We start from the raw sequence: 18,642 nt of genomic DNA on the forward strand, positions 1-18,642 counted from the left end.
CGACCATGGCCGAGCCGGATGCTGGGAGCGGAGCACTCCGCGCGGGCCTGCCCGGCCGGCTGCGCGGGCTGGTCTACTGCGCCTACGGGCTGATCCTGGTCGCGGTGCTGGTCGACCTGAGCACCGGTCCGGGCTCCACCCTCTCGCCGGTGCTCGCCTGCGTGCCGGTGCTGGCCGGGGCGGGCAGCCGCTCGCCCCGGGTGCCCGCCACCGCCGGGGTGCTGGCGGCGGCCTGCGCGGGCCTGCTGTCGCGGGCCAACCGGGGGGTGCCGCTGGCCGTGCACCTGGCCACACTGACCGCGATCGCCGCCGTCACCCTGGCGAGCATCGCCAACGCGCTGCTGGCCAGGGCCCGCGAGCGGGAGCTGGTCCAGGTCCGCACCGTCGCCGAGGCCGCCCAGCTCGCCCTGCTGCGCCCGGTGCCGGCCCGGGCCGGCGCGCTGCGGATCGCCGTGCGCTACGTGGCCGCGGCGGCCGAGGCCCGGATCGGCGGGGACCTCTACGAGGTGCTGGAGACCGACCACGGGGTGCGGATCCTGCTCGGCGACGTCCAGGGCAAGGGGCTGGCGGCGGTGGAGGCGGCCGCGGACGTGCTCGGCGCGTTCCGCGAGGCGGCCCGCTCGGAGCCGGAGCTGGCCCGGGTGGCCGAGCGGCTGGACGAGGCGCTGGCCCGGCGCACCGCCGCCGAACAGCGGTTCGCCACCGCCGTGCTGCTCTCGGTGCCGGCCGCGGCCGGCCCGGTCGAGCTGGTCAACTGCGGCCACCCGCCGCCGCTGCTGCGCCACCGCTCGCGGGCGGTGACGGCGCTGGATCCGCCCGCCTTCGCACCGCCGCTGGGCCTGCGCGCACTGACCGGCGAGCACTACCGGGCGCGCACCTTCGAGCTGCACCGCGGCGACCTGCTGCTGCTCTACACCGACGGCGTGGCGGAGGCCCGGGACGCGGCCGGCGAGTTCTACCCGCTGCCGGTGCGGCTGGCCGACGGGCTCACCGCGCCGGAGCCGGACGCGCTGCTCGGCCAGCTACTGGCCGATGTGCGCGACTGGACGGCGGGCGGGCTGGGCGACGACGCGGCGGTGCTGGCGCTGCGCCGCGAGTTCTAGGTGTACCGACCGGTGAGGTCGGGGACGCGGCCGGCGGGAACCGTCAGCAAGCCCCTCAGGGCGGGCGGTCAGCGGCGCACGGTCGCGCCGTCCAGGAACTGCGCGGTGACCGCCGCCGCCGCGCGCTGCGGGCCCAGGTGCGGGGCGAGCGCCAGGCCGGCTTCCAGCAGGGCGGAGAGCAGGGCGAGCGCGACCTCCGGCTCCAGGTCGCCGCGCAGGGTGCCGTCGCCGATGCCCCGGTGCACCAGCCGGCGCAGCGGGACGCCGATCCGGCGCTCGGTGGCCTGGGGATCGGCGGGCTTGTGGCCGGCCTGGCGCAGCGCGAGGTACTTGGCGCCGGTCACCAGGAAGGCGTGGAAGACCCGGGCGAAGGCCTCCCGGACCGGGACGATCGCCAGGCCGGCCTGGTCCAGCCGGTCGCCGAGGTCGTCCACGGCCGCGTCGGCGAGCGCGTCCAGCAGCGCCTGGCGGGTGTCGAAGTAGCGGTAGAGCGTGGCCCGGCCGACGCCCGCCGCCCGCGCGATGTCGGCCATGCTGGCGCCGCTCTGCTCGGCCAGCAGCGCCGCGGCCCGGTCCAGGATCAGTACGGCGGCCTGGTCGTGCGGCGGGGAGGTGGGCGTGGTCATGGCGCCATCGTTCCAGATCCGCGGCCGACCTGTCCCACCGCCTCGGCCGGACCGCCGCGGTTGGCACAAGTGCGCTACCGGGTTCCGGAGTTGTCGGTTCCGGCGGCGCCGTCCGGCCGGGCCGCAGCGGCCGCGATCCGGTCCCGGAACGGGCGGCGGCACAGGGCCTCGGCCAGTTCGGTGAGCACCTGGGCGAGCGGGGTGGTGAGTTCGGCGTCCAGTTCGGTCATCGCCGCGGCGGTGGCCGCCCATTCGGCGTGGATCAGCGGCAGCAGGGCGTGCGCCTTCGGGGTGAGGGTGAGCAGGCGGCGGCGGGCGTCGCGCGGGTCCGGGGTGTGGGCGACCACGCCGGCCCGGGCCATCTGGGCCGCGGTCTGGCTGGCGGCCGAGTGGGTCACGCCGATCGCGGCGGCGAGGTCGCCGATCGACAGCGGCCCGTCGGCCAGCAGGGCGCGGACGGCCGGCGAGAAGCGCGGCCGGTACTCGGCCAGGCCCTGCTCCTCGTAGACCTTGGCCACGTCCCCGTCGAGCAGTTCGAGGACGTGGCGCAGCAGGGTGCCGACGGCTTGGCGGTCGGGGTGAGCTGTCACCCTGTTAATCTAACAGCACTGTCATAATACGAAGAGGCATCCCATGGCCGAGTTCTACCCTCCCGTCGAGCCCTACGAGCAGGGCGTGCTCGACACCGGCGACGGCAACCTGCTGCACTGGGAGGTCTGCGGCAACCCGGCGGGCAGGCCCGCCGTGGTGTTCCACGGCGGGCCGGGCTCCGGCGCCGGACCGTTCTGGCGGCGGCTCTTCGACCCGGCCGCCTACCGGGTGGTGCTCTTCGACCAGCGCGGCTGCGGCCGCAGCACCCCGGACGCCGCCGACCCGGAGACCTCGCTCGCCGCCAACACCACCGCCCACCTGATCGCCGATGCCGAACTGCTGCGCGAGCGGCTGGGCATCGGGCGCTGGCTGGTGCTCGGCGGCTCCTGGGGCGCGACCCTGGGCCTGGCCTACGCCGAGCGGCACCCGGACCGGGTCAGCGAGCTGGTGCTGTTCAGCGTGACCAACACCACCCGCCGCGAAGTGGCCTGGGTGACCAGGGAGATGGGCCGGGTCTTCCCCGCCGAGTGGGCCCGGTTCCGGGACGCCGTGCCGGCCGCCGAGCGGGACGGCGACCTGGCCGCAGCCTACGCCCGGCTGCTCGCCGACCCCGACCCGGCGGTGCGGGAGCGGGCGGCCGAGGAGTGGTGCCGCTGGGAGGACGTGCACGTCTCCACCCAGCCTGGCCACCGCCCCGACCCCCGCTACCGGGACCCGCGGTTCCGGCTGCGGTTCGCCCGCCTGGTCACCCACTACTGGGCCAACGCGGCCTTCCTGCCGGACGGGGCGCTGCTGCGCGAGGCGGACCGGCTCGCCGGCATCCCGGGCGTGCTGGTGCACGGGCGGCTGGACGTCAGCGGGCCGCCGGACATCGCCTGGCAGCTGGCGCAGCGCTGGCCGGAGGCGGAGCTGGTGCTGATCGGCGGCGAGGGCCACGGACTCTCCGGGCAGAGCACGGTGAGCGCGGTGGTGGCCGCCACCGACCGGTTCCGCACCGACCGGTTCCGCACCGGCTGACGGTGCGTCAGGCGCGGCAGCGCAGCAGCTCCAGCGGCGGGTGGGCGAGCGCGTCGGCCCAGAACTCCTCGCCGTACTCGCGCAGTCCGGCCTCCGAGATGCCCAGCGGCACCCACTCCAGCTCGCCGAAGCCGGCGCCGCGCAGCGACTGCTCGTAGACCTCGCGGCGGGCCGCGGTGCCGAGGATGGAGATCGGGTGCGGCTCCAGCAGGGCGGTGACCCGCACCCGCGGGCCGGCCTCGGCCTGCTCGCCGGTCGGCTCGCAACGGAAGCCGTACTTCTCCAGGGAGGCGCAGTCGAAGGCGTAGTCGGGCTTCTGGGCGAAGACGAACAGCTCGCCGCCGGGGACCAGGCTGCGGTGGATGTTGCGGCACATCCGCTCCATCCCGGCGATGTCCTCGGCGTAGTTGAGGCACTGCACGGCCAGCGCCAGGTCGAACCGCTGCTCCAGCGGCCGCAGTTCGGCCACGTCGCCGACCTCATAGCGGATGCCCAGCGGCTCGCGATGCTCGATGCCGCGGGCCGCGGCGATCATCTCTGCGGAGATGTCCACCCCGAGCACGTCGGAGGCGCCGCGCCGCTTCAGCTCCCGGCTGTAGAACCCGGTGCCGCAGGCCAGGTCGAGCACCGAGCGCCCCGTCACCTCGCCGACCAGCTCCAGCATGCTCGGCACCTCGCCGTAACGGATCAGCGGGAGCGCCTTGAACCCCTCGAAGGCCTCGCCGATCGTGTCGTACTGCTGCGCGCTCATCTGTCTCCCCGTCAGCTCCGGTGGGTGTGGCGAGAAGTCTGCCGCCGGCCGGCCGGGCCGCCGTACTGGCTGATGACACAGAGAACCCCGCCCGCCGGACGCGGCCGCCTGTCGCCGAGCACCACCCGCCGGACGCCCGTGTTCAGGGCGGCTGCCTTGATGACTGCGAGAGCGGCGGACCCCCGTCGGCGGCGAGGTGGCCTCCCTCGCCGCCGGTCCGAACGGCCTGGTCGGCCCTGCGCCGGCCATCCGCTGGGGACTGGGGGGCATCGTCCATACATCGCCGATATGCCGCGCTGCTTAGGCTTCCGGGATGCGTGTACTGATCGTGGAGGACGAGCGCTACCTGGCCGAAGCCGTCCGTGACGGCCTCCGGCTCGAGGCGATCGCCGCCGACATCGCCGGCGACGGCGACTCCGCCTTGGAACTGCTCAGCATCAACCCCTACGACCTCGCGGTCCTCGATCGCGATATTCCCGGTCCTACCGGTGACGAGGTCGCCCGGCGAATCGTCGCTTCCGGCAGTGGTGTTCCGATCCTCATGCTCACCGCTGCCGACCGGATCGACGACAAGGTTGCGGGGTTCGAGCTCGGCGCCGATGACTACCTCACCAAACCGTTCGAGCTTCGAGAGCTCGTCATGCGACTGCGGGCGCGCGTACGCCCGGCCCCCGGTCAGCGAGATCGCGGGCCTGCGGCTGGACCCCTTTCGCCGGGAGGTCTTCCGTGATGGACGCTACGTCGCGCTGACCCGCGAGCAGTTCGCCGTGCTCGAAGTCCTCCTCACCGCCGAAGGCGGTGTCGTCAGCGCCGAAGAACTCCTGGAGCGGGCCTGGGACCAGAACGCCGCCCCCTTCACCAACGCCGTCCGCATCACCGTCTCCGCCCTGCGCAAACGGCTCGGCGAACCACGGCTCATCGCCACGGTGCCCGGTGTCGGCTACCGGATCGACACCGGCACGGACCCAGGCCGCCCCGGCAACCCTCGTGACTAGACGCCCAGGGCTCAGCGCCCGACTGAGACTCACCGTCAGCTACGCCGGCTTCCTTCTCCTCGCCGGTGCTCTCCTGCTGGCCGTGGTGTGGGTGTTCCTGCTGCGCTACGTGCCCGACAGCCCCAGGGGCCTGCTCCGGGTCGCACCCAACCGCTACCTCCTCGTGCGCGTCTTCGCCCCCGCCGCGGCCACGGCACTGGCTTTCCTCCTGGTGTTCGGCCTGCTGGGCGGATGGGTCCTCGCCGGCCGGATGCTCGCGCCACTCGCCAGGATCGCGGACGCGGCGCGGATGGCCGCGAACGGATCGCTGTCCCACCGGATCCGCATGGCGGGCCCCGGAGACGAATTCCGCCAACTCGCCGACGCGTTCGACACCATGCTCGAGCAACTCGAATCCCACGTCAGCGAACAGCAGCGGTTCGCCGCGAACGCGTCGCATGAACTGCGCACCCCGCTGGCGATCTCCCGGGCACTCCTCGACGTCGCCCGCACCGACCCCGCGCGGGACCGGGGTGAACTCATCGAACGCCTCCACGCCGTCAACACGCGGGCGATCGACCTCACCGAGGCCCTCCTGCTGCTCAGCCGCGGCGAGCGCAGGGGCTTCACCCGCGAGCCCGTCGACCTGTCCCTCATCGCCGAAGAAGCCGCCGAGACGCTGCTCCCCCTCGCCGAACAGCGCCGGATCACACTCGACGTCACCGGCGAGATCACACCGACCGTCGGCTCCGCGGCTCTCCTGCTGCGGATGGTGACGAACCTCGTCCAGAACGCCGTCGTCCACAACCTCCCCGCCGGCGGCACCATAACGGTCCACACCGAATCGCGGCACGACGCGAGCGTGCTGCGGGTCGAGAACACGGGCCATCGGCTCGCACCGGAACTTGTGCCGACCCTCACCGAACCCTTCCAACGCGGGACACGACGCGTACGCGCCGACGAGCACGCCGGTGTCGGCCTCGGGCTGGCCATCGTGCACAGCATCGTCCGGGCGCACGACGGGACCCTCGACCTCCTCCCCCGTTCCGCCGGCGGCCTCCTCGTCACGGTTCGACTTCCCGGCACGGCCGCAAGGTTCACCCCCGAGGGAGGCCGACTGAAACGTTGATCGTCGGTCCCTCGTGCCGCCGCTTCGATGTATCGCGGGCGTATTGAAAATCGCATACGCCACCGCAACGGTCCTCCGTGTTCGGTAGGGACATGGACCGTAGCAGACCCGCAACGGTCGGTTGTCGATCGGAAAAGGATCGTGATCATGGGTTCGGAGTCCGTACGCGGAATCGACCGGCGGCGGTTGCTCAGGTGGGGCGGGTTGGGGGCCGCCGGTGCGGTGGCGGCCGGCGCGCCGCTGGCGGGCACCCGATCCGGCCCTGCCGCAGCCGCAGGACAAGACCGTCCGGACTCGGCCGACCTCGACGTCCCAGCGGACGCCCGGCCGGGCGGAGCCTACGACCGGTACGTGGCGGAGTTGGCCGCCGCGGGCAGGTTCTCCGGCGTGGTGATGCTGTCGCACCAGGGCCGGACGGTGCTGTCGCGCAGCTACGGCATGGCCGACCGGGAGAAGGGGATCCGCAACCACGAGGACATCGCGTTCAGCCTCAGCTCGGCGGGCAAGCCGTTCGAGGCGGTGGCCATTCTGCAGCTGGCCCAGCAGGGCAAGCTGTGGCTGTCGGACACGGTGGGCACATACCTGACCGGCTTCGCCAAGGACATCGCCGACCAGGTGAACATCCATCACCTGCTGTCCGGCACCTCCGGGCTGGACAGCCCGGGCGAGGACGTGCAGCGCGTCTTCCAGAGCCGGGACGACGTGCACCAGTACTACGAGCAGCGGGCCCGGCAGGCGAAACCGGCGGGCGTCCCGGGCACCCCCGACACCGCCCACGCGGAGGCGGAGGTCACCGTGTCCGCGCTGATCGTGGAGGCGGTGACCGGCAAGACGTACTGGGACTACGTCCAGGAGAACATCCTCGCGCGCTGCGGCATGACCGGCTCGGCGTTCTGCACCAGGCCGCAGTGGCTCACCGACGAGCACATCGCGCACCCGTACATGACGCTCGCCGACGGCAGCCAGGTGGACGCGACGCCGTCCGCAACCTCGACAAGGGCAGCCCGTCCCCGGACGAACCGGGCAAGAACCCGGGCCGCGCCTTCATCGATGCCCCCGGTGACGGCGGCTACGCCACCGCGCCGGATCTGGTCCGTTTCACGAACGCGCTGGGCGACGGCACGCTCCTGGACCGGGCCTGGGCCGACCTGCTCACCGGGGCCAAGATCCCCCACGGGCCGGCGTCGTTCGGGGCGTACGGGATCCCGGTCTCCATCGTCAACGGCCAGTGGAGGTACCAGCGCGCCGGAGGCAACCCCGGTGTCGCCGCGAACTGGACCAGCTACCCGTACACCGGCTGGGTCGGCGTCATCCTCGGCAACATCGACGGCGTGCCGATGCAGGAGATGATCGGGCGGGAGACACAGGCCATCACCGGGGGGACGCCTGCCGGCGGGTCGGGCGGCTGAGATCTCCGACGCCGCCGGCGCGGTGACACGCCTCGCCGGCGATGCTGTGATCCTGTCCGCCCCGTGCCGCCGGGCGATGGCTTCGGGGCGGCCGCGGCGGGCGGCCCATGTGTTGTACACGTTCCCATCGCCCGGCGATTGGGGGAGAGTAGGTGTCGGCCGCGACTCGAGAAGTGAGTGGACTGGGGGGCGAGTTGTGACGTATCTCGTTGAGCTGCCGATCGGCGGGGCCGGCGGTGCGACTGAACTGCTGAAGGTCGAGGTCGAGCCGGCCGGCTCGGACGGGTTGGTCCAGGTAGCCCGGCCGGGCCAGGTCATCGCCCGCGCCACGCGGTCGCTGGGCGAGATGCTGGCCGGAATCCGGCCGGTCGCGGAGAACTTCGTCAGCACCTTCCGCGGCATGGTCCACGCGCCGGACGAGGTCAGCATGGAGTTCGGGCTGTCCCTGTCCGCTGCGGCCGACGTGGTGATCTCCAGTACGGCGGCCGCGGCCAACTTCAAGGTCACCCTCACCTGGCACTCGGCTTCCGCCGGTGACTCCGGCACCGAACCGGCCCATCAGCCTGCCTCCGCCGTCCCGGTCCAGCCGTCGGTGCCGTGACGCAGCCACCGCCGCCGGGACCCGCGGTGGGCACCGGTCCGAAGGCCCTGAACGCGGCCGTGGTGCGGATCCTCAAGGGCCCGGACGATCCGCTGGACCCGACCGCCTCCGCGGAACCCGTGGGCCTGGGTTTTCTGGTCACGCCCGAACTCGCCGTCACCTGCGCGCACGTGGTCTCCGCCGCGCTCGGCATCCTGGGCGGTGGCGAGCCGTCCCCCTGGGCCAGGCTCGACGTCGACCTACCGCTGCTGCCATCGGCCGGACGGTCCCGCACAGCCCCACAGCGCGTCAGCGCCGGCATCGTTCACTGGGTCCCTCCCGAGCCGAACGGGGCCGGAGACGTGGCCGTGGTACGGCTGAGCGCACCGGTGCCCGGCGCCCAGCCGATCCGCCTGATCGAGGCGCAGGAGGTGTGGGGGCACTCCGCCCGGGCTTTCGGCTTCCCCAGCGGGCGCGACGGAGGGGTGTGGCACTCGGCGGTGCTGCGGGCCCGACAAGCCAACGGCTGGGTGCAGGCCGATCGGGCCGCCGACGGCTACCGCGTATCCGGAGGGTTCAGCGGCAGCCCGGTCTGGGACGAGACGCTGGCCGGCGTGATCGGCATGGTGGTGCGGGCCGAGGCCGGGGAGCCGCCGGCCAGTTACCTGATCCCCACCGATGAACTGTTGACGTCCTGGCCGGAGTTACGAGCCCTTGTCCTGCCGCCGTCGCCGTTCCGCAGCCTGTCGGCGTTCCAGGAGGCCGACGAGCCGCTCTTCCACGGCAGGTCCACCGAGAGCGGGGAACTGGCCGCCCTGGTGGCGCGCCAGCAGTGGACCACGATCGTCGGCCCCTCCGGCTCCGGCAAGTCCTCGCTGGCCATGGCCGGTGTCATACCCCGGCTGCGTGCCGGCGGTGCTGCGGCGGTGGTCCTGCGGCCCGCCGCCGGCAGCAGCCCGCTGTCGGCTCTGGCGGCCACCCTGCTGCCGCTGTTGGAGCCCGACCTGTCCGAGACGGACCGGCTTGCCCGGATTCCCGACCTGACCCGGGTGTTTGCCGGGCACCATGGGCTGGCCGACGTCGTTCCCCGCATCCTCCAGCTCCAACGCGCCCGCCAACTCGTCGTCCTGGTGGATCAGTCCGAGGAACTGCTGGCTCTCTCCCCGGACACCGTCGGCCGGCTGGCCGACGTCCTGTTCGACGATGCGCTGCCGAAGACGGTCCGAGTACTGACCACGCTGCGGGCCGACTTCATGGAAACCGCCCTTGCCCACCCCCGCCTCGGGCTCGCCTTCGGGCACCCGGCCTACGTCCTCCGGCCGCTACGCCCGGAACAGCTGCGCGAGGTGATCACGGCGCCGATCGACGCCGTCCCCGGCCTGGACTACCAGGCCGGCCTCGTCGACACCATCCTGCGGGACACGGGAAGCGAGCCGGGAGCCCTGCCGCTCCTGGGCTTCACGCTCGATCTGCTCTGGCAGCAGCAGAGCGGCGGTCTGCTGACCCATCAGGCCTACGAGGATCTCGGCCGCGTCACCGGCGCGTTGCGCTACCACGCCGACCAGGTGTGGGCCGAGTACGTCTCGGCCGAGGAGGAAGCCGCGGCCCGCCGACTGCTCATCCGACTCATCCAGGTTCCGGAGGAGACGGCTGCTGCGACGCGCCGCATCGCACTGCGCTCGGAGCTGGCCGAGGACGAGTGGCGCATCGCCCAGCACCTCGCGGCCACCCGGCTACTGGTCGCCGGCAGCAGCGCCGAAGGCGCCGACACCGTGGAACTCGCGCACGAGGCCTTGATCACCGGCTGGCCCAAGCTCTCGCAGTGGGCTGCCGCCGACCGTGCGTTCCTGGTCTGGCGGGAGTCGTTGCGGCACGACCGGGAACGCTGGGAGCGGGGGGACCGCGTTCCCGAGTTGCTGCCCACCACCGTCGCCCTGGCCACCTCCCAGCAGTGGGTGCGCGAGCGCAGCGCCGATCTGAGCGAGGCCGAGCGCGACTACCTCGAGCGCGGGCGCCGCCGCCACCGCTCTCGGAGCCGGCGGCGGGGGGCGTTCATCATCGGGCTCGGGTTCGTCCTGGCCCTGGCCCTGGTGTTCGGATCGTTGTTCGCGTACGCGCGCCAGCAGAGTCAGAGTCGTGCGGCAACCGCCAACTCCGAGGCCTTGGTGCAGGCCTCGCAGAACGAGGCCGGCGACGACCCGGTCCTGGAGACCATGCTGTCGCTGGCCGCCTACCGAACCGCGCCGACGCAGGAGGCACGCGATGCCCTGTTGCGTCAGTACCTGACGCGGGCCGACAGCACCCGGATTCTCTCCGGCTTGAAGGGGACGACCAGGAGCGTGCGCGCGAGCAAGGACGGAAATGTGGTCCTGACCGGAACGACCCAGGGCCGGGCCACGCTCTTCGTGCACGCCGTCACCGGTGTGATGCACCGTGAAGACGTGCCGTCGGCCTATCAGATCGACGACGTCATGCTCTCCGGGGACGGCAGACGGGCAGCGTTTCTCGACGACAACGGCTCCGTCGAGTGGTTCGACGTCGATCCGGAGGCGGACCAGCCCATCGGAGCGATGCACACCCTGGCGGCGGCACCGGGCATGGGCCCCGCCTCCACACCGATCGACGACCCTGGGATGGCTATGGTGACCTCCCTGTCCGCGATGTCGGCGGACGGGCGGATGATCGCCGTCGCGACGCAGACCCGGCTGGCGTGGTGGGACCTGGACAGCGGCAGCGTCGTCGGAACCGCGCCCGCGCCGGCGCGCCTCTACCGCGACCTCTGGATCAGTCCGGACCACCGGACCGTGCTCGCACGGACCGAGGGCGGGGCGGACGCGTCGGAGGGCCTCGTCGCGGTGGACCTGGCCACGGGCGCGACCCGCACCGTGCTGAACGCGAAGCAGTTCCTGCTCTCCGGCGATCGGACGACGGCCGTGGCCTGCCGCACGGACGGCGATTCGAACCGCGGCGTCGTGACCCGCTACGCGGTCGCCGACGGCACCCAGCAAGGGCAGCCCTACCACCCGCCCGCGGACGCCTGCCCGATTCTGGAAGCCGTCGACGGCACCGGACACCAGGTCGTCACCACGGACTTCAGCGGCTCCACCCCGGACCTGCAACTCGTGGACCTGGAGCACAACACAGTGGTCTCCCGGACCAACGAGCCGCGCGGCTCGTCCGACGATGCCCCGATGAACGCCCCCGATCTGGTGTCGAACGGCCTCAAGCTGTTTCTGATCAGCCAGCGCAAAACCCAGGTGGTCTACACGGAGATACCAACGGACGACGGCCCACTCCACGTCAGCCAATCGGTGCTGACACCCGACGGCAGCAAGATGATCAGCATCCTGGCGGACGGCTCCGCCCTCGACCTGCGCACCGCCACCATGGACGACAGCCGCCTACTGGCACAGTCACCGAGAGCCAAACCCAGCTGGGACCCGCAGGAGGCTCCACTGGCCCAGACCCGCGACGGACGACTCCTCGCCGAACGGGAGGGCGTGAACCTCGTCTCCGTCCGCGAGACCTCGAACCTGCGGCAGACGGTGCAGATCAAGACCGCGATGCCGCCCAGCGTGATTCCGAGCGTGTTCGACTTCGACTACTTCTTCGACGCGACCGGGAACCTGATCACGCTCTCGGGCACGCTGGTGCAGCAGTGGGACGTGCACACAGGACAGCAGCTGGCGCAGTTCGACACCTCGACGTTCCACCCCAAGACCGACGACGACGGTTCCTTGGAGATCCTCGTCAGCCCGTACCCGGCCGCGAACCAAGTGGCGGTAATCGTCTACGGCAACCCGCAGATCAGGGTGGTCGACCTCACCACAGGCCGCACGACGATGACGCTGGAACTCACCGACGACATCAAGGGCGTCAACTTCGACTCCAGCGCACGCTACTTCGCGGTCCTGCGAGCTGGCGGACGGGTCGAGGTGTGGCGGCGCGATCCGCTGCACCGGGAGCTCGCACTGCTGCGCAGCATCACGCCGGACACGCTCTCTTCGTCGCAGTTCGCCGTCGGCTTCCTCGATGACAACGGCAGGTTCGAGGTGGCGGCCAACAACGAAGTCCAGATCTACCAGGTCGGCGGCCACACCTCCGTCGGCTCCTACGACTTCGGCCGGCCAGCCGACAGCACGTCGGCGAGCCCGTACTCCTTCCTCAGCCTGTCGGCCGACGGCAGGACCGTGCTCTACCTGGACGACCACGGCTTCGGCGGCCCACTCGCCCTCGACCCGGCCCAATGGCAGCGCAAGCTGTGCGACGTCATCGGCTACCGCGAGTTCACCCCGGACGAACGGGCCGGCCTTCCCGTGCCCGTTCCCGCCCAACGGCTCTGTCCCAGGCCATGAGCTACCGGCAAGGGTCGGCCGCCCACCCGGTTGCATCGTTCGCCGGACAGACCACTGACGATTTCCGGCCAAGGTAGGGATACGTACGTACATTCTCCGATGTGCGGAGCACCCCATGACGGGGACAGTGGGACCAGTCGGAAACGTGTTCCCACAACTCGTCAGATAAGAGGTGTCAGATGCGCTTTGAACTCCTGGGTCCCCTGCGCGTGTGTGCCGACGACGGCGAGCCGTTCAGACTGTCCGCGCCGAAGGTGGAGATCACGCTGGCCCTCCTGCTGCTCAACGAGGGGCGGGTGGTGACCAAGGAGCAGTTGACCGCCGAGCTGTGGGGCGACCGGCCGCCGCGCAGTGCGCCGACGGCGATCCACGTCTACATCTCGCAGTTGCGCAAGTTCCTGGCGCAGGCCGGGGAGGCGGGCCGGGAGGCGATCACCACGGCCGTGTCCGGCTACCGGTTCCAGCGGCGGGCGGACGGCTACGACGTGGCGGACTTCACCGCGGCGGTGCAGCTCGGGCGGGACCGGATGGCGGCCGGACGGGCGGCGGCGGCGCTGGAGGTGCTGGAGCCGGCGCTGGCGATGATGCGGGGGCCGGTGCTGGACGGGCACGGCGACGGGCCGGTGCTGTCGGCCTTCGCGGGGTGGGCCGAGGAGGAGCGGCTGACCTGCCTGGAGCTGGTGATCGAGGCACGCACCCAACTGGGCCAGCACCGCGAGGTGGTCAGCCTGCTGCACGGGCTGATCGCGGAGCACCCGCTGCGCGAGTCGTTCTACCGCCAGCTGATGCTGGTGCTGTACCGCGCCGAGCGGCGGGCGGATGCCCTGGAGGTGTACCGTTCGGCGCGGCGGGTGCTGCGGTCGGAGCTGGGCCTGGAGCCGCACCGCGCGCTGCGGCAGTTGCACCAGGCGATCCTCAGCGCCGACCGGCTGCTCGACCTGGGGCAGGTCGCGAGCTGAGCCCCGGCGGGGCTGCCATCAGGCGGACCAGGCCGGCCCGGGAGCTGACCCCGACCTTGCGGTAGATCCGGGCCAGGTGCACGTCGACGGTGCGCGGGCTGAGGGTCAGCAGGTGGGCGATGTCCCGGGTCTTCAGCCCCTCCCCCGCCAGCTCGGCGACCTCGCGCTCCCTGCTGGTCAGGGACTCCAGCCGGCCCGGCCGGCCGTGCCCGGCGGTGCCGGCGGTGACCAGGGCCAGCTCCTCGGCGCGCACTCCGGCGGCGCTGTCGCCGAGCAGGCAGCGCGCCTCGCGGTAGCTGCGGACGGCCTCCTGGGGCTGGTCGTGGGCGGCGTGCAGGTGGCCACGGGCCAGTCGGGCGTATCCGGTCTGCTCGTCGAGGCCGACCGCATCGGCGGCGGCCTCGGCGCGCAGCGCCCAGCGCTCGGCCGGCTCGCCGAGTGCCAGCGCGGCGGAGGTGAGCAGCTCGTAGACCCGGGCGGCGAGCACGGCGGCGGGCTCCTGCACCCGGCGGCCGCGGGTGGGCAGCAGCAGGTCCAACGCGGTGGCGCCGTCGCCCGCGGCCAGCGCGGCCTCGGCGAAGAGCATCGCCGCGACGGTGGCCCGCGGCACCACGACGTCCGGGTGGTGGGGTGCGGGTGCGTCCGCCGGCGACGGGTCGGCCGGGGTGTCGCCGTCGAGCCAGGCCCAGGCAGCGGCGGTCAGCGCGTCGGCGAGCAGCGCCTGGTCGGCCCGGGCCGCCGCCCGGGCGCCGTCACCGGCCTGCCGGGCCGCCTCCAGCGCCTCGGCCATCCGGCCGCTCTGGTAGGCCACGTAGGCCTGCACGTTGAGCAGCACCGGCAGCAGGTGGTGGTCGCCGCGCAGCCGGACCTCGGCCAGCGCCCGTTCGGTGTGGGCGCCGGCGGCGGCGTACCGGCCGAGTGCGGATTCGGCGCTGGCCAGCACGGTGAGGAAGGAGGCGTAGCCGATGGCAGCCGGCCCGTGCGGTTCGGCGGAGTCCAGCAGCCGGGCACCGGCGTCCAGAGCCTCCACCGCCGCCGCCAGGTCGCCGGAGAACAGGGTGCACAGGCCGCGCAGGCTCAGACAGCCGCCCGCGGTGACCGGGTCGGCGCCGGCCGTCTCCCGGACCAGTGCGTCCACCTCGGCGCGCGGCGGCAGTTGGCCGCCGAGCACCTGGCCCAGCTGCATCTGCACCTGGATCACGGCCCGCAGGTCGGGGCGGTCCCCGACCTCGGCCAGGGCCGCGGAGAGCAGCTTCCGGCTCTCCTCGATCCGGCCGAGCGAAGCCTGCACGCCGGCCAGCCAGACCATCGCCGAGACCCGGTCGGCGATCGGCGCGGCGCCGAGCACGAGCAGCACCTCGTCCTGCACGGCGTCCAGGTGGCCGATGCGGCCGTCGGCGGCCAGCGCCTGCACCACGGGCTGCCAGACGCCGCAACCGCCGTGGTCGGCACCGCCGCCCCCCGCCCGCCGCAGCCGCAGGGCGGCGACGGTCCAGGCACCGGCCTGCGCGATTCGGCCCGCGCCGAGCGCGGCTCGGATGCCGGCCTCCAGCAGTGGCCGGTCGGCGGGTGTCATCCGCGGGCCGGAATCCACCACGTGCCCGGCCAGTTCGAGCGGCGAGGCGCCCGCTGCGGCCAGGTGGTCGAGCGCTCGGCGGTGGGCTTCGGCCCACCAGCAGTCGTCGCCGTCGGCGACCAGGCAGTCGCGCAGCAGCGGGTGGCGGAAGACCAGCCGGCCGGCCTGGGCGGCGGGCCGCACCAGGTCGTGGCCGCGCAGCTCGCCGAGCGCGCGGCAGGCGTCGGAGCGGGGCAGGTCGGCGACGGCGGCGACGGAGTCGACGTCGAACACCTCGCCGAGCACGGCGGCGGCCCTGGCCGCGACCTGGGTCCGGCGGCCGAGCGGAGCGATCTCGGCGAGCAGCCGGTCGCGCAGGCCCTGGTGCGGGGTGGGGGCGGCGACGGTGCCGGGGGCGGTGGTGGGCGCGTCGGCCAGGGCGGTGAGGAAGAGCGGGTTGCCCTGGGCCAGTCGGTGCAGGTGAAGGGTGCGCGGGGCGGCGGCGGGCGCGTCCAGCAGGGCGGCGCTCTGCTCCAGGGTGAGCGGGGCGAGCGGGAGTTCCTCGGCAGTGCCGAGCTCGATGCCGAGCCGGGCGACGGAGCGCAGCATGGCCGGGGCCTGCCAGGGCCGGTAGGCGGTGACCAGGATCAACCCGCCGGGCACGGGCTGGCGGACCAGCAGGTCGAAGAGGCCGATCGTGGCGCGGTCCGCGCAGTGGAAGTCGTCCAGGAGCAGCAGCAGTCCGCCGGGGCTGGCGCTGACGCAGGCGGCGAGCAGGCGGCGGACGGTCGTGGGGGTGGGCGGTGCGGTGCCGTCGGCGGGCGGTTCGCCGAGCCGGCGCAGCGCGTCGGGCAGGCCCGGGGCGGCACCGGGCACCGCGCCGAGCGGTTCGGCGATGGTCCGCAGGGCCTGGGCGAGGGCGAGGTACGGGGCGCTCTCCAGCCCGGTGCTGACGCCCCGTCCGACGCTGACTCCGAGGCGGCCGGCCCGGGCGGCCAGGCCGCCGAGCAGTCTGGTCTTGCCGGCGCCGAGCTCGCCGGTGACCCGGACCGTCGCCGAGCGGCCCTCCCGGGCCGCTGTGACGAGCCGTCCGAGTGTGCTGAGTTCGGTGGTGCGGACCTCCTGGGGCGCGGTTATCGTGGTGCCGCTGTCGACCATTCTCCTGGGCCTCCCTCTGGCGCTCGGGCCTGGCCCGTGTGCGGCGTGACGTACCGAAGTACCCGTACACGAGCGAGCCTTGTCCAGCATAGGAGGAGGAGTCGGCCCGACCGGTCCGCTGTAACAGAAGGTTCACGTTCCCAATGCGCGACGGTGCACGGCAGCGGCGGCGCGGTGGACGGTACCGCGCCACGGCAGCGGCGGCGCGGCGGACAGTGCCGCGCCACCGCTGAGTACCCGTCAGGAAGCGGAGACGGTCTTCGCCGGCCGGGCCCAGAAGGCCAGCGAGACCAGCACGGCGAGCGCCGTGATACCGCTCGCCCAGCCGAAGACCCCGGAGATGTCGGCCGCCAGCCCTCGGTGGCCCGCGGTGGCGGGGATCAGCAGCACGGCCAGGCCGAGCGAGCCGCCGATGGTCAGCGCGGTCTGCAGCACGCCGGCGGTGACTCCCGCGTACTCCGGCGGCGCGGTGGTCAGGATGATCATGTTGATCGGGATGATCGCCACCCCGACGCCGAGGCCGAGCAGCACGATCTGCGGCAGCACCCCGGTGGCGTAGGAGCTGCCGCCGTCCAGCGCGCTCAGCCACGCCACGGCGGCGAGAATCACCACCAGGCCGCCGATCGCCCGGGTGACCAGGTCGAACCGGGCGATGTGCTTGGTCAGCAGCTGGGTGCTGACCAGCAGCGCGGCGCCGAACGGCAGGATCGCCAGGCCGCTCTCCAGCGCGTTGTAGCCGAGCACGGTCTGTAGGTACTGCACCAGGTAGATCAGGAAGCCGGTGAGCACGGCGGCCAGCAGCAGCAGGTTGAGGAAGGCTCCCGCCCGCCGGCGGTCGGCGAAGAGCTGACGGGGCAGCAGCGGGTCGGCGGTCCGGGCGTCCAGGCCGGCCAGTGCGATCCAGAGGACGGCGGAGACCACCAGCGGCAGCCAGCTGCCGGTGGCACCCCAGCCGTGTCCGGCGGCGTTGACCACGCCGTAGACGGCGGTCCCGACGGCCAGGGTGACCAGCACGGCGCTGGGCAGGGCGAGCGAGCGCGAACGGGTGGTGCCGCGCTCCGTGCCGAGCGCGCGCACCGCGACGGCGATCAGGACCAGCCCGACCGGCACGTTGACCAGCAGGCTCCAGCGCCAGTCGCCGACCCAGGTGAGCAGGCCGCCGAGCAGCATGCCGGCCGAGGCGCCCAGGCCGGTGACGGTGGAGTAGAGGCCGAAGGCGCGCTGGCGGCGGTCGCCGTCGAAGACGATGGCGAGCAGTGCCAGCCCGGTGGGTCCGGCGATGGCGGCGCCGGCGCCTTGGAGCGCGCGGCCGACCAGCAGCACCGGCAGGTTCGGCGCCAGCCCGGCCACCAGCGAGGCCACCACCACCAGGGCGATGCCGCTGACGAAGACCCGACGGTGGCCGAGGGCGTCGCCCAGCCGGCCGGCCAGCAGCAGTAACCCGCCGAAGGCGAGGAAGAAGGCGTTGGGCACCCAGGTGGCGGTGGAGACCGAGACCCCGAGGTCGTGCTGGAGCGTGGGCAGCGCCACGTTCACCACGGTTCCGTCGAGTTGAAGCATGAACTCGGCCCCCACGATCGCCAGGAGCGTGAGCGCCCATGGCTCCTTCGAGGCCGCGGGCACGGAGCCCTGGTCGGAAACGGTTTCGGTGGTCAAGGGTCCTCCACGCTGGTGGGCCCGCCGGGACGAGCGGGTAACATACTGAGACAGCCTCAGGTTATGTTCCGCAGTTAACCTGAGGCTCCCTCCGGTAGTCAAGCGAAGGAGCGCCGTTGTCCGCCCGAAAGACCGTCACCGACCCCCCGGCCGAGGCCGGTTCGGCGGCCCCGGCCGCCGTGCCGCCCTACATCGCGCAGCGGCCCAAGCGGGCCGACGGCGCCCGGAACTACGACGCGATCCTGACCGCCGCCCGGCAGGCCTTCGAGAGCCACGGCTCGGAGGCGGCGCTGGAGGACGTCGCGGCCCGGGCCGGGGTGGCGATCGGCACGCTCTACCGCCACTTCCCCACCCGCGCCGCGCTGGTCGAGGCCGCCACCCGCGACGGCCTGGCCGAACTCGCCGAGCAGCCCGGCCGACCGGACGCCCCCGTCGACCCGCTGACCGCCCTGACCGCCTGGATGCACCGCGCGGTGCGCCACTTCAGCACCTTCCGCGGACTGGTCGGCATCCTGGCGCAGAGCATGTACGACGAGGGCACCCCCTCGCACGCCGCCTGCGCCGCGATGCACGACACCGGCGCGCAGCTGCTGGCCCGCGCCCAGGCGGCCGGCCGGGTGCGGCCCGAGCTGACGCCCGACGAGCTCTTCGACCTGCTCAGCGCCGTGGCCTGGGTCCGGGAGAACGCCACCGCCGACCGGGACGGCAGTTCCCGGCTGCTGGACCACTTCCTGACCGGGGTGGTCGTGCCGGGCTGACCGGGCCGCCGGGCCGCTCCC

Annotated in this window: 13 protein-coding genes and 1 pseudogene; 9 read left to right on the forward strand and 5 right to left on the reverse strand. The window is 73.2% G+C overall.

Going from position 1 to position 18,642, the window contains the following annotated elements; genetic code table 11:
* Positions 1–5 precede the first annotated feature (5 nt).
* On the forward strand, positions 6–1,103 hold the full coding sequence (locus ACFYNO_RS31895; RefSeq protein ID WP_388020607.1) for a PP2C family protein-serine/threonine phosphatase: 1,098 nt from the start codon (positions 6–8) through the stop codon (positions 1,101–1,103).
* 68 nt (positions 1,104–1,171) lie between these two features.
* On the opposite strand, the gene ACFYNO_RS31900 is transcribed toward ACFYNO_RS31895, so the two are convergent.
* The gene (locus tag ACFYNO_RS31900; protein ID WP_388020610.1) at positions 1,172–1,729 is read right to left on the reverse strand and encodes a helix-turn-helix domain-containing protein; all 558 of its coding nucleotides are present in this window, start codon (positions 1,727–1,729) and stop codon (positions 1,172–1,174) included.
* 74 nt (positions 1,730–1,803) lie between these two features.
* On the reverse strand, positions 1,804–2,319 hold the full coding sequence (locus ACFYNO_RS31905) for a MarR family winged helix-turn-helix transcriptional regulator (RefSeq protein ID WP_388020613.1): 516 nt from the start codon (positions 2,317–2,319) through the stop codon (positions 1,804–1,806).
* A gap of 43 nt (positions 2,320–2,362) precedes the next feature.
* Between ACFYNO_RS31905 and pip the strand changes: the two genes are divergently transcribed.
* Positions 2,363–3,337: a prolyl aminopeptidase gene (gene pip / locus ACFYNO_RS31910; protein ID WP_388020616.1), complete on the forward strand. Its 975-nt coding sequence runs from the start codon at positions 2,363–2,365 to the stop codon at positions 3,335–3,337.
* A gap of 7 nt (positions 3,338–3,344) precedes the next feature.
* On the opposite strand, the gene ACFYNO_RS31915 is transcribed toward pip, so the two are convergent.
* Positions 3,345–4,088: a class I SAM-dependent methyltransferase gene (locus ACFYNO_RS31915; RefSeq protein ID WP_388020619.1), complete on the reverse strand. Its 744-nt coding sequence runs from the start codon at positions 4,086–4,088 to the stop codon at positions 3,345–3,347.
* Between the two features lie 313 nt (positions 4,089–4,401).
* Here ACFYNO_RS31915 and ACFYNO_RS31920 point away from each other — a divergent pair.
* The 6 genes and pseudogenes from ACFYNO_RS31920 to ACFYNO_RS31945 all read left to right on the forward strand — a co-directional run bounded on the left by ACFYNO_RS31920 (position 4,402) and on the right by ACFYNO_RS31945 (position 13,494).
* A pseudogene (locus tag ACFYNO_RS31920) lies at positions 4,402–5,083 on the forward strand (response regulator transcription factor).
* Positions 5,076–6,191 (forward strand): sensor histidine kinase, encoded by a 1,116-nt coding sequence (locus ACFYNO_RS31925; protein WP_388020622.1) that lies wholly within the window; start codon positions 5,076–5,078, stop codon positions 6,189–6,191. The pseudogene ACFYNO_RS31920 and the gene ACFYNO_RS31925 overlap by 8 nt, the downstream one beginning before the upstream one ends.
* Before the next feature lie 147 nt (positions 6,192–6,338).
* Positions 6,339–7,541 (forward strand): serine hydrolase, encoded by a 1,203-nt coding sequence (locus ACFYNO_RS31930; protein WP_388020625.1) that lies wholly within the window; start codon positions 6,339–6,341, stop codon positions 7,539–7,541.
* A gap of 255 nt (positions 7,542–7,796) precedes the next feature.
* On the forward strand, positions 7,797–8,201 hold the full coding sequence (locus tag ACFYNO_RS31935) for a CU044_2847 family protein (RefSeq protein WP_388020628.1): 405 nt from the start codon (positions 7,797–7,799) through the stop codon (positions 8,199–8,201).
* Positions 8,202–8,227: 26 nt separating this feature from the next.
* A complete protein-coding gene (locus ACFYNO_RS31940) occupies positions 8,228–12,535 on the forward strand; it encodes a trypsin-like peptidase domain-containing protein (protein ID WP_388020631.1) in 4,308 nt (1,435 codons plus the stop codon).
* Positions 12,536–12,714: 179 nt separating this feature from the next.
* Positions 12,715–13,494 (forward strand): BTAD domain-containing putative transcriptional regulator, encoded by a 780-nt coding sequence (locus tag ACFYNO_RS31945; RefSeq protein ID WP_388020634.1) that lies wholly within the window; start codon positions 12,715–12,717, stop codon positions 13,492–13,494.
* Here the strand turns inward: ACFYNO_RS31945 and ACFYNO_RS31950 are convergent.
* Positions 13,451–16,207, reverse strand: coding sequence for a LuxR C-terminal-related transcriptional regulator (locus ACFYNO_RS31950; RefSeq protein ID WP_388020637.1), 2,757 nt, complete (start codon positions 16,205–16,207; stop codon positions 13,451–13,453). The genes ACFYNO_RS31945 and ACFYNO_RS31950 overlap by 44 nt on opposite strands.
* Before the next feature lie 240 nt (positions 16,208–16,447).
* On the reverse strand, positions 16,448–17,863 hold the full coding sequence (locus ACFYNO_RS31955) for an MFS transporter (RefSeq protein ID WP_388020640.1): 1,416 nt from the start codon (positions 17,861–17,863) through the stop codon (positions 16,448–16,450).
* A 179-nt stretch (positions 17,864–18,042) separates the two neighbouring features.
* Here ACFYNO_RS31955 and ACFYNO_RS31960 point away from each other — a divergent pair, with 179 nt between their 5' ends.
* A complete protein-coding gene (locus ACFYNO_RS31960; protein WP_388020694.1) occupies positions 18,043–18,621 on the forward strand; it encodes a TetR/AcrR family transcriptional regulator in 579 nt (192 codons plus the stop codon).
* Positions 18,622–18,642 lie beyond the last annotated feature (21 nt).

It is taken from the genome of Kitasatospora sp. NPDC006697, assembly GCF_042869935.1.
Lineage (GTDB): Bacteria > Actinomycetota > Actinomycetes > Streptomycetales > Streptomycetaceae > Kitasatospora.